This is a genomic window from Saccharothrix tamanrassetensis, from assembly GCF_014203665.1.
Taxonomy (GTDB): Bacteria; Actinomycetota; Actinomycetes; order Mycobacteriales; family Pseudonocardiaceae; genus Actinosynnema; species Actinosynnema tamanrassetense.
Window position 1 is genome coordinate 606,605 of record NZ_JACHJN010000003.1, and the last position, 11,931, is coordinate 618,535.

Annotated in this window: 8 protein-coding genes; 5 read left to right on the forward strand and 3 right to left on the reverse strand. The window is 70.5% G+C overall.

Going from position 1 to position 11,931, the window contains the following annotated elements:
* Positions 1–98 precede the first annotated feature (98 nt).
* Together FHS29_RS11995 and FHS29_RS12000 are read left to right on the forward strand one after the other, a co-directional pair.
* Complete coding sequence (locus FHS29_RS11995; protein WP_184690652.1) at positions 99–1,094, forward strand: AraC family transcriptional regulator; 996 nt, start codon at positions 99–101, stop codon at positions 1,092–1,094.
* Positions 1,095–1,207: 113 nt separating this feature from the next.
* Positions 1,208–4,579, forward strand: a complete 3,372-nt coding sequence (locus FHS29_RS12000) for a phosphodiester glycosidase family protein (protein WP_184690653.1) — start codon at positions 1,208–1,210, stop codon at positions 4,577–4,579.
* A 549-nt stretch (positions 4,580–5,128) separates the two neighbouring features.
* Here FHS29_RS12000 and FHS29_RS12005 read toward each other — a convergent pair.
* Genes FHS29_RS12005 through FHS29_RS12015 form a run of 3 tightly spaced genes read right to left on the reverse strand, consistent with a single transcriptional unit; the run spans position 5,129 to position 8,893 of the window.
* On the reverse strand, positions 5,129–7,192 hold the full coding sequence (locus tag FHS29_RS12005; RefSeq protein WP_184690654.1) for a 3-hydroxyacyl-CoA dehydrogenase NAD-binding domain-containing protein: 2,064 nt from the start codon (positions 7,190–7,192) through the stop codon (positions 5,129–5,131).
* Positions 7,192–8,394: an acetyl-CoA C-acetyltransferase gene (locus FHS29_RS12010; protein WP_184690655.1), complete on the reverse strand. Its 1,203-nt coding sequence runs from the start codon at positions 8,392–8,394 to the stop codon at positions 7,192–7,194. Before FHS29_RS12010 ends, FHS29_RS12005 begins: the two co-directional genes overlap by 1 nt.
* 55 nt (positions 8,395–8,449) lie before the next feature.
* Positions 8,450–8,893: a GNAT family N-acetyltransferase gene (locus FHS29_RS12015; protein ID WP_184690656.1), complete on the reverse strand. Its 444-nt coding sequence runs from the start codon at positions 8,891–8,893 to the stop codon at positions 8,450–8,452.
* 106 nt (positions 8,894–8,999) lie between these two features.
* Between FHS29_RS12015 and FHS29_RS12020 the strand changes: the two genes are divergently transcribed.
* From FHS29_RS12020 to FHS29_RS12030, 3 genes are all read left to right on the forward strand, one after another.
* A complete protein-coding gene (locus FHS29_RS12020) occupies positions 9,000–10,148 on the forward strand; it encodes an acyl-CoA dehydrogenase family protein (RefSeq protein WP_184690657.1) in 1,149 nt (382 codons plus the stop codon).
* Positions 10,148–11,290: a CaiB/BaiF CoA transferase family protein gene (locus tag FHS29_RS12025; protein ID WP_184690658.1), complete on the forward strand. Its 1,143-nt coding sequence runs from the start codon at positions 10,148–10,150 to the stop codon at positions 11,288–11,290. The genes FHS29_RS12020 and FHS29_RS12025 overlap by 1 nt, the downstream gene beginning before the upstream one ends.
* A gap of 468 nt (positions 11,291–11,758) precedes the next feature.
* Positions 11,759–11,920, forward strand: coding sequence for a hypothetical protein (locus FHS29_RS12030; RefSeq protein WP_184690659.1), 162 nt, complete (start codon positions 11,759–11,761; stop codon positions 11,918–11,920).
* Positions 11,921–11,931: the final 11 nt, after the last annotated feature.

Genomic DNA, 11,931 nt, shown 5'->3' on the forward strand with positions numbered 1-11,931 from the left:
CTGGGGTGGGCCACCGGGTGCGGCGGCGCGGTACCTTCTCTCTCCCCACACCGCGCCGCCGCACTCGGCCGTTCCCCGGTCCTGTCACACTGTGAGCGATGCTCACGAGGACCATCGCGATCCACTACGTCACGGCCGCTCTCCGCGGCGCTGTCCGGCACGGGCACGACGTTCCAGGGCTGCTCGCGTCGGCCGGGATCCCCGAGGCGCTGCTGGCGGACGACCGCGCGCGGGTGACGCCCGCCCAGTACAGCAGGCTGGTCCAGGTCCTCTGGGAAGCGCTGGACGACGAGTTCATGGGCTTCGGCCCGCAGCGCAGCAAGCGCGGCACGTTCCCCACCATGTGCCTGCTCGCGGTGCACTGCTCGTCGCTGGAGGACGCGTTGCGGCGCGGGCTGGCGTTCTACGGGCTGTTCGACGTCCGGCCGTCGATGGCGCTGGCCGAGCGGGACGGCGTCGCCCGGTTCACGCTGGCCGCCGAGGGCGTGGACGACCCGGACCGGTTCCTGGTCGAGTCGCTGCTGGTGCTGTGGCACCGGTTCTCGTCGTGGCTGATCGGCCGGCGCATCCCGTTGCGCGCGGTCGAGCTGGCGTACCCGGAGCCGCCGCACGCGGCCGAGTACCACTTGATCTTCGGGTGCCCGCTGCGGTTCTCCGCGCCGGAGACCGTGCTGACGTTCGACACCCGGTTCCTGCGGATGCGGGTCGTGCAGGACGAGGCCGCGCTGCGGCGGTTCCTGCGCAACTCGCCCGCGGAGCTGCTGTCCCGGCGGGACTACGGGGCGGACGCGTCGAGCCAGGTGCGGCGGATGCTCGGCGGCGGGGTGGTGGGCCTGGAGAACGTGGCCGCGCGGCTCGGGGTCAGCGCGCCGACGCTGCGGCGCAAGCTCGCGACGGAGGGGACGTCGTTCCGCGAGGTGCGGGAGCAGCTGTTGCGCGACCAGGCGGTGGCCAGCCTGGTGCGCGGCGGTGAGTCGGTGGAGGAGTTGGCGCTGCGGCTGGGTTTCTCCGAGGCGAGCGCTTTTCACCGGGCGTTCAAGCGGTGGACGGGGAACAGCCCTGGCGCGTACCGGACCGGAGCTGCCGGCCAGTGACCGGGTAGGCTGTTCGACGCTTTGATTACGGCCGAACGGGTGTATCCGGACAACTGTCAACCGGGTGGACTTGCAGCGAGAAACCAGTTCACCACATTGCTGCGGGAGATCCCGTGTCCAGACGTGCGTGGCCGCTCGCGGCGGCCCTGGTCCTTGCCCTGATCCCGATCCCGCCCGCCCAGGCGGCACCCGCGGAGCCGACCACGCCGTCGGTGGGTGTGCTCGACCTGCCCGATTCGGTCTCCACCAGGTCCGCCGTGGATCCGGCGCGGCGCATCGAGACCGTGCGCACCACCCGGCCGGTCGCGCCGGGTGTGTCGCTGAGCTCCTTCGACTGGTACGAGCCGGGCGACGCGGGCGGCTGGGTGCGCGGCGACGCGCTGACCGTCGACCTGACCGCCGGCACGAAGGTCGACTACCTGCACCCCGGGCACGTGACCAGCGCCGAACCCCTGTCCGTGCAGGCGAACCGCGACCGGGCGGTCGCCGCGGTGAACGGGGACTTCTTCGACATCAACAACTCCAACGCCCCTGAAGGCGTCGGGATCCGGAACGGCACCACCGTCAAGTCGCCCGCCGCCGGCCACCGGCGCGCGGTCGGCATCGACGCCGCCGGCATCGGCCGGGTGATGGACGTCCTGTTCGACGGCCGGGTCACCCGGGCCGACGGCGGCACGATCCCGTTGGCCCAGCTGAACAGCGCGTCCATCGGTGCCGGCGCGGTCGGTGTGTTCAACCCGCTGTGGGGCTCCTACAGCCGTGCCCGTGCGGTGCGGGATGCCACCCAGGTCACGGAAGTTGTGGTGCGCAACGACATCGTCACGGAGCTGCGGACCGGGGCGGGTGACGATCCGATCCCTGCGGACGGTTACCTCCTGGTCGGGCGCGAGGCGGGCGCGGACGCGCTGGCGGGCCTGGTGCCGGGGCAGCGGGTTACCGTCGACTACACCGCGAAGGCGGGGGACGGCAGCACGCCGAAGGCTGCGATCGGCGGCAACCAGTTGCTGCTCGAGGACGGTGTGGTCGTCGCGCCGGAAGAACCGCTGCACCCGCGCACGGCGGTCGGGTTCTCGGCGGACGGCAAGAAGATGTTCCTGCTGACCGTGGACGGCCGGCAGGCTCCGTTCCTGCTGGGGCTGAACCTCCGGGACGTCGCGTCGATGCTGAAGGAGATGGGCGCGCACAACGCCCTGAACGTGGACGGCGGCGGCTCGTCGACCATGCTCGCCCGCACCCCCGGCACGGATGCGGTGGCCGTGGAGAACACGCCGTCGGACGGCGGTGAACGACCCGTGCCCAACGGCCTGGCGCTCTACGCGCCGGAGGGCAGCGGGAACCTGACCGGGTTCTGGACCCGCACCGCGATCGACCCCCGGCGGGCGCCGGGCGCGGACACCGTGGCCGGGGGTCGTCCGGAACGGGTGTTCCCCGGTCTGACCCGGCGGTTGGTGGCCGACGGGTACGACGAGACCTACGGGCCCGCGCGCGACAAGGCGCACCTCTGGCAGTCGTCGCGGCCTCATGTCGGGTGGGTGGCGGACGGGGTGTTCCGCGGGCTTGCCAAGGGCACCACGAAGGCGATCGCGCGGCGGGGGAATGTGACCGGTGAGGTCGAATTGACCGTGCTCGGGCCGCTGACGCGGCTGTCGGCCACGTCGAATCGGCTCAGCCTCGCCGAGATCGGCAGCACCGGCGCGATCGGTGTCGTCGGCCACGACGCCGAGGGTTCCACCGCTCCGATCGAGCCTGATGACATCGGGTTGGACTATGACCGTTCGGTGGTCGACATCGCGGCCGGTGACCACGGTGCTCTGCGCGTCAAAGCTCTGCGGGCCGGCGCGACGACCGTCACCGCTCGCGTCGGTTCGAGCGTGGTGCGGGTGCCGGTGACCGTCGGGCTGGAGGAGAAGCTGGTCGCCGGCTTCGACGACGGCGGGTCGTGGACGTTCGGCTCGGCCCGGGGCTCGGGCTCGGTGACACCGGTCGCCGAGGGGCGTACGGGGGCGGGGTTGAAGCTCTCCTACGACTTCAGCCAGTCCACCGGAACCCGCACGGCGTATGCCATCCCGCCGAAGCCGATCGTGGTGGAAGGGCAGCCGCTCACGCTCGGGGCGTGGGTGTACGGGCACGGCCGTGGCGAGTGGACCGCGTTCACGGTGACCGACAACGCCGGCCTGACGCGGTCGTTGTACGGGCCGTACATCACGTGGACCGGTTGGCGCCACCTGGAGGTTCCGGTGCCCGCCGAGCTGGAGTTCCCGTTGCGGGTGAACAGGTTCTACACGATCGAGACCAAGGCCGACCGGCAGTACACCGGTGAGGTGCTGGTGGACGACATCGTGGCCAAGGTCCCGCCGCCGGTCGACCTCCCCGCGGCACAGCCGGTATCGGACCGCGTGGTGGTCCAGGACGGCACGGTCGGCGACCGTCCGTGGCGGTTCGCGGTGATGTCCGACGCCCAGTTCGTGGCCCGCAACCCGGACAGCGACCTGGTCCGTTCGGCGCGGCGGACGTTGCGGGAGATCAAGGCGCAGAAGCCCGACTTCGTGGTCGTCAACGGCGATTTCGTGGACGAGGCGGCACCTGCGGACCTCGCGTTGGCGCGGCGGGTCCTCACCGAGGAGCTGGGTGACGAGCTGCCTTGGTACTACGTGCCGGGGAATCACGAGATCATGGGCCCCGGCACGATCGACAACTTCCGCCGTGAGTTCGGCACCACGAACAGGGTCTTCGACCACAAGGGAACCAGGTTCGTACTGCTCGACTCGTCCACCGGAACCCTGCGGGGCGGTGGGTTCGACCAGGCCGTGATGCTCCGGAACGCCCTGCGCGACCACGGCGCGGTGCACTCGGTGGTGGTCGTGGAACACCACCCGCCACGCGACCCGACCCCGACCAAGGGCAGCCAGTTGAACGACCGACTGGAGGCCGACGTCGTGGAGGACTGGCTGGCGGACTTGCGCCGTGCGACGGGGAAGGGAGCGATGTTCATCGGTGCGCACGTCGGCACGTTCCACGCGTCGAGGGTGGACGGCGTGCCCTACCTGATCAACGGAAACTCCGGCAAGGCCCCGGCCGAAGGCGGCTTCTCGGGCTGGTCCCTGCTCGGTGTCGACCCGTCACCACGGCCGGGTCAGGACTGGATCGCAGCCGAGGTCCGACCTCACGTCGACGCGCTCACCCTGACCGCACCGGGAACGGTCCGCGTCGGCTCACCCGCCAAGCTCAGCGCGTCGATCACCCAGGGCGCACGGCAGGTCCCGGTGCAGTACCCGGTCAGCGCCGACTGGAAGGGATCGCTCAACGTCCACATCGGACAGCGGGACGGTATGCGCCCTTGGCACGTCGCCTGGCTCGACCCGGCCACCGGCACACTCACCGCGCTACGACCCGGCAAGGCCACGGTCGCAGTAACCGTCAACGGCGCAACCCAACGAACCGACATCACCACCGCCTGGCCCCAATGGGCCCGCAAGGCAGCATGACCGACAAACCCTTACCAACGCCTGACACAGCGCGCACACCGGCTTCAACGCCTGTGTGCGCGCCACACAGACCTGTCGCCTCGTGTTCTCCCCGTATGGCCTGCCCGCAGGGCAACCACGCTTGTCCAGGTAGTGCAAGCACGCTTCACCGCTTGCACTACCTGGACAAGCGTGGTGGTCTTTGACAGGCCATACGGGGAGAACACGACGCCCTTCCGTTTTTCCTCCCCGGAGGTCTGCCAAGCGGCGAGCGTCGCTCTTATTTCTAAGATCCGTGCGGTACCAAGTATGAATAGAGTCCTCGCCGGACGGGCAGACCGCCAAGGATGGGGGCAAAGCTCTTCGAGCTTTGCGGGCGTGGTGCTGTGTGTCATCCCCGCATGTCCTGGTCAAAGACAACCACGCTTGTCTTGGGGGTGCAAGCGAAGAGCGTGCTTGCACCCCCAAGACAAGCGTGGTTCGCTGCGCGCAGGCCATACGGGGATGACACACAGCAGGGTAGGGGTGTGCGCGGTGCGCGGCTGAAGCTGGGCTCCCTTCGTTGCTACGTCAGAACTTCTCGCCCTTGGTGGCTCGTTCGCGGAGCGAAGCGGGTGGGCGGAAGCGTTCGCCGTAGGTGTCGGCGAGGTAGTCGGCGCGTTCCACGAATTCGGTGAGGCCGTAGGAGTTGACGAACTGCAGAGTGCCGCCACTCCAAGGGGCGAAGCCGAAGCCGAAGACGCTGCCGACGTTGGCGTCGCCGACCGACGTGAGCACGCCCTCGTCCAGGCACCGCACGGTTTCCAGGGACTGGATGAACAGCAGTCGGTCCTCGACGTCCTGCTCAGTCACACCGGCGTCGTCCCGGGCGTAGCGGGCCAGGCCGGGCCACAGGAACTTCTTGGCGCCCTCGGGGTATTCGTAGAAGCCACCGCCGCCCGCCTTGCCGGTGCGGCCTTCCGCCACGAGTTCTTCCAGCACCTTGAAGGCCGGGTGGTCGCCCAGCGCGCCGGCGATCGACGGGTCGTCGGCGAGGGTCTGGTCGCGGATCTTCAGTTGCAGGGTCAGGGTGACCTCGTCGGACACCGCCAACGGGCCGACGGCCATGCCGGAGCGCTTGGCCACGTTCTCGATGAGGGCCGGCTTGACGCCCTCGGCGATCATGGACGTCGCCTCGGTCACGTAGGTGCCGAAGGTTCGCGACGTGTAGAAGCCCCTGCTGTCGTTGACGACGATGGGGGTCTTGCCGATCTGCAGCACGTAGTCGAAGGCGCGCGCCAAGGTCTCGTCGGACGTCTTCTCGCCACGGATGATCTCCACGAGCCGCATCTTCGGCACGGGTGAGAAGAAGTGCAGGCCGATGAAACGGGTGGGGTCGCTCACCGCCGAGGACAGGCCGGTGATCGGCAGGGTGGACGTGTTGGACGCGATGACCGCGTCCGGCAGGGCAGCGGACTCCGCCGCCGGCAGCACCTCGTTCTTCAGCTCGCGGTTCTCGAACACCGCTTCGATGACCAGGTCGCAGCCCGCCAGGTCGGCGTCGGAGTCGGTGGGGGTGATGCCCGGGATGCCGTTGGCACCCCTGGTGGCCGCCTCCAGGGTCACGTCCTTCAGCACGACCTCGATACCGGCCTTCGCACTGACCTCGGCGATGCCCGCGCCCATCATGCCCGCGCCGAGCACCCCGACCTTGGTGACCTTCGTGGCGTCCACACCGGACGGACGGGAGCGGCCGGCCCCGATCTCGTTGAGCTGGAACCAGAACGTGGAGATCATGTTCTTCGACACCTGGCCGGTGACCAGTTCGACGAAGTACCGGCCCTCGATCTGCAGCGCGGTGTCGAAGTCGACCAGCGCGCCTTCGACCGCCGCCGCCAGGATCTTCTCCGGGGCCGGGTACACGCCGTGGGTCTTCTTGCGCAGCACGGCGGGCGCCGCGGCGAGCAGGCCGTAGACGTCGGGGTCGCCGAACTTCACGTCCGGCACCGCGTAGCCGGGCTCGTCCCACGGCTGCCGGGGCGACGGGTTCGCCTTGATCCACGCACGTGCCTGGGCGATGAGGTCTTCCCCGGACGAGGCCAACGCGTGCACGATCCCGGCCTGCAGAGCCCGTGCGGGCCGCAGCTGCCTGCCCTCCATCAGCAACGGCAGTGCCGGCTGCACGCCGAGCAGGCGCACCAGGCGCGTGACACCGCCACCACCGGGCAGCAGGCCGAGCGTCGCCTCGGGCAGGCCGACCTTGATCCGGTCGTCGTCCAGCACGACGCGGTGGTGGCAGGCGAGGGCGATCTCGAAGCCGCCGCCCAGCGCGCTGCCGTTGACGGCCGCCACGACCGGCTTGCCGAGCTGCTCCAGCCGGCGCAGCTGCTTCTTGACGTCCTCCAGGAACCCCAGCGCTTCCGCGGCGTTCTCGGGGGTGAGCCGGATCAGCAGCTTCAGGTCGCCGCCCGCGAAGAAGGTCTTCTTGGCCGAGGTCAGCACGACACCGGTGATGTCGTCCCGCTCCGCCTCCAGCCGTGCGACGGCCTCGCCCATCGCCTCGTGGTACTCGGCGTTCATCACGTTCGCCGAGCCCGACATGTCCATGGTGAGGGTGACGATGCCCTCGTCGTCCCGCTCGTAGTGGATCGCCATCAGACCCTCTCGATGATCGTCGCGATGCCCATGCCGCCGCCCACGCACAGCGTGGCCAGGCCGCGGCGCAGGTCCCGGCGCTCCAGCTCGTCCAGCAGGGTGCCCAGGATCATGCAGCCGGTCGCGCCCAGCGGGTGGCCCATGGCGATCGCGCCGCCGTTGACGTTGACCCTCTCGTCGGGCAGGTCCAGTTCCCGCTGGAACTTCAGCACCACCGACGAGAACGCCTCGTTGATCTCGAACAGGTCGATGTCCTCCACCGACAGCCGCGCCCGGTCCAGCGCCTTGCGCGCCGCCGGGGCCGGGCCGGTGAGCATGATCGTCGGCTCCGAGCCGACCACCGCGACGGACAGGATGCGCGCGCGCGGCGTGAGGCCGAGGTCCCGGCCCGTCCGGGCGTTGCCGATCAGCATGGCCGCCGCGCCGTCCACGATCTGCGACGAGTTGCCCGGCGTGTGCACGTGGTCGATCCGCTCCACCGACGGGTAGCGGTCGATCGCCACCGCGTCGAACCCGAGGTCGCCGTGGAAGGCGAACGACGGCTTGAGCCCGCCCAGCCCCTCCAGCGTGGTCTCCGGCCGGATGGCCTCGTCGTGGTCGAGCACCACGAACCCGTTCTGGTCCACCACCGGCACGATCGACCGGTCGAAGTAGCCCTTGTCCCGGGCCAGCGTCGCCCGCTGCTGCGACTTCAGCGCGAACGCGTCCACGTCCTCGCGGCTGAAGCCCTCCAGGGTGGCGATCAGGTCCGCGCTCACGCCCTGCGGCACGAAGTTCGTGGCCAGGTTCGTCTCCGGGTCGGCCATCCACGCGCCGCCGTCGGACCCCATCGGCACCCGCGACATGGACTCCACGCCGCCCGCCACCACCAGGTCCTCGAACCCGGACGCCACCTTGGCCGCCGCCAGGTTCACCGACTCCAGACCCGACGCGCAGAACCGGTTCAGCTGCACGCCCGCCGGCCGCAGGTCCCAGCCCGCCGCCAGCACGGCGGTGCGGGCGATGTCCGAGCCCTGCTCGCCGACCGGTGACACGACGCCGAACACCACGTCGTCCACCGCCGAGGTGTCCAGGTCGTTGCGCCGCGCCAGCGCCGACAGCACCCCGGAGGCGAGGGTGATCGGCTTCACGCTGTGCAGCGAACCGCGCTTTCCCCTGCCACGCGGTGTGCGCACCGCGTCGAAGATCAAGGCTTCGCTCATGCTGCCACGGTAGGCAGTCGCGGCCCGCAAGCCCATGACCGCGGGGACTGACTTATTAGCTCACCGCGAGGTTCATCACCTCACCCTCGCCCGTGAAGCCCAGCCGCTCGTACAGCCGCCGGGCGGCCACGTTGCCCCGGAACACCCGCAGCTGCACGCGCCGCCACCCGTGCTCGCGCGCCCAGGCGAGGACTTCCGCCACCAGGGCCTCGCCGACCCCACGCCTGCGAAATCGGGGTTTGACCCACATGGAGTACAGGTAGAGCACGTCGTCGTGGTCCTCATGGGGCACGCCGGCCACCAGGCCCACCGGTTCCGGCGCTTCCGCGACGACCTTCACCCCCCACCGCGGGTGCAGCACCTCCCGCCAGCGGCTCTCGTCGTAGTCCTGCTCGCGGGACAGCGCCGAGCCGAACGCCTGCGGGTCGCTGGCCAGTGCGGTGAGCCTCAGGTCACGCCACGTCGCCCAGTCCGCGGGGGACAACCTTCGGAGGTTCATGCCCGCAGTGTTGCGCACACCCCTGACAATTGTGCTCACGAACCTCGGCCGGTTGTGGGTGTGGCGGTCATGGCGGGAGACCCGTGCCGGTGGGACCGTCGACACCATGCCTACTCGCCGTTCCGCCTGGATGACCGACGACCTGGACCAGCTGCGTCAGCTCGCCCGGACGTTCCTCGAGAAGGAATCGGTCCCGAACCACGAGCGCTGGGCCGCCCAGAAGCAGGTGGACCGGGAGTTCTGGACCAAGGCGGGCGGGCTCGGCCTGCTGTGCGTGTCCGTCCCCGAGGAGTACGGCGGCGGCGGGGGCACGTTCGCGCACGAGGCGGTGCTGCTGGAGGAACAGGCCCGCGCGGGCGACAGCGCCTGGGGCAACAGCGTGCACAGCGGGATCGTGGCCCACTACATCCTCGCCTACGGCACCGAGGAGCAGAAGCACCGCTGGCTGCCCAAGCTGGCCAGTGGCGAGTACGTGGGCGCGATCGCCATGTCCGAGCCGGGCGGCGGCTCCGACCTCCAGAACATCAAGACGCGCGCGATCCGTCGGGGCGACGAGTACGTCATCGACGGCTCCAAGACGTTCATCACCAACGGCGCGCAGGCCGAACTGGTGATCGTGGTGGCCAAGACCGACCCGGCCCAGGGCGCGACCGGCATCTCGCTGCTGGTCGTGGAGGCCCCGCTGACCTCCGGTTTCCGGCGCGGCCGGGTGCTGGACAAGATCGGACTCAAGGGCCAGGACACCGCCGAGCTGTTCTTCGACGACGTCCGGGTGCCCGCCGACAACCTGCTCGGCGCGTCCGAGGGCCAGGGCTTCATCCAGCTCATGCAGCAACTGCCGCAGGAACGGCTGATCATCGCCGTGGCGTCCGTCGCGGGCATCGAGGCGGCCGTCGAGCTCACCGTGGACTACGTGAAGGACCGCACCGCGTTCGGCCGGGAGCTGATCAAGTTCCAGAACACCAGGTTCAAGCTCGCCGAGTGCGCCACCGAGGCCAGGGTGACCCGCGCGTTCGTCGACGAGTGCATCCAGGCCCACCTGAAGGGTGAGCTCGACGTGCCCACGGCGGCGATGGCCAAGTGGTGGTCCACCGAGCGGCTGTGCGTCGTGGTGGACGAGTGCGTGCAGCTCTTCGGCGGCTACGGCTACATGACCGAGTACCCGATCGCGCGCGCGTGGGCGGACGCGCGCGTTCAGAAGATCTACGGCGGGACGAACGAGATCATGAAGGAAATCATCGCGAGGTCGCTCTAGTGGGCGGGCCGCTCGCGGGACTGCGCGTGGTCGAGCTGGCGGGCCTCGCGCCCGCGCCGTTCGGCTGCATGGTGCTCGCGGACCTCGGCGCGTCGGTGATCCGCGTCGACCGGGTGTCCGGTGGCACCGACGCGGCCGGTGGCGTGCCCGGCGACGTGCTCGGACGCGGCCGGCGGTCGATCGGCGTCGACCTCCGCCGGCCGGAGGGCGCGGACCTGGTGCTGCGCCTGGTCGAGCGGTCCGACGTGCTGGTCGAGGGCTTCCGGCCGGGGGTGGCGGAGCGGCTGGGCATCGGGCCGGCGCAGTGCCTGGCCCGCAACCCCCGGCTGGTCTACGGCCGGATGACCGGCTGGGGCCAGGACGGTCCGCTGGCCGACCGCGCCGGGCACGACCTCAACTACATCGCGGTGGCCGGGGCGCTGGAGCCGATCGGCCGGGCGGGCGCGCCCCCCACCGTGCCGCTGAACGTCGTCGGGGACTTCGGCGGCGGCGGGCTGCTGCTGGCGACGGGCGTGCTGGCGGCGCTGTACGAGCGCGAGCGGTCCGGGCGCGGGCAGGTGGTGGACGCCGCCATGGTGGACGGCGCGGCGCTGCTCACGACGTTCCTGCACGGCATGAAGGCCGCCGGGGCGTGGCCGGGGGAACGCGGCACCAACCTGCTCGACGGCGGGGCGCCGTTCTACGACGTGTACGCCGCCGCCGACGGCAAGTACGTCAGCATCGGCGCGCTGGAGGAGAAGTTCTACGCGGACCTGCTGGTCCTGCTGGGGCTGACCGGGCCGGACGTGCCGAACCGGCACGACCCGGCGCAGTGGCCGGCGCTGCGGGCGCGGATCGCCGAGGCGGTGGCCACTCGCACGAGGGACGAGTGGACGGCGTTGGCGGAGGGGACGGACGCCTGCCTGGCGCCCGTGCTGACGCCCGAGGAGGCGGCGGGGCACCGGTACAACACCGCCCGCGGCACGTTCGTCGAGGTGGGGGGATTGGCGCAACCCGCGCCCGCGCCGCGCTTCGACCGCACGCCTGCGGAGACACCCTCGGTGCCGCCGGCGGTCGGGCAGCACACGATCGAGGTACTGACGGCGTTGGGGCTGTCCGACGCGGAGATCGCGCAACTGCGGCGGGCCGGTGTCGTCGGATGACGTGCCCCAGGGTGATGCCCAGGGGATGGGATGCCCTGGGGATGACGCTCGGGAGAGGGATGCCCGGCGCCGGAAAAAGGGCGCGAGAAATCGCTCGGGGTGCGCGCGAGAAATGAGGACGGCCGGTGTCGGCCTAATGACGCACGGTGTGCGGTTCGGCGCATGTGGGTGATCTACGCGGTCTGCGGCGGAGTGCTGAAGATGTCGCGGAACCTCGGTGTCGGTGCCGGAGGGAGTGGGCGAGTGGCCCGTATCTTGGTCATCGGCCGGGGCCCGAGAGCGCTTGATCGTCCGTTCGGGTGACAGGCGCCGGGCTTCAGGCGTGGCTCCCTGGTGGATCCTACGCCCGGACGTGGGATGGGGGCGGGTTCCTCGCTCATCGTCCGGGTGAATGAGGGAGCATGGCGGGTAACACGGCGGGCACGGAGCCCGCCGTCCGGGCACCTGTGAACGGACGGAGAGGGACTCGTGAACGTCAAGAAGGTGGTGACGCTGGCAGCCGTCGCGCTGCTGCTGTTCCTCCTGATCACCCAGCCCGACCAGTCCGCGGAAGCGGTGAAGACCGCGATCGGCTGGCTCCGCCAGGGGGCCGAGTCGATCATCACGTTCGTCCGGAGCCTGTTCAACTAGTCCGCTCCCGG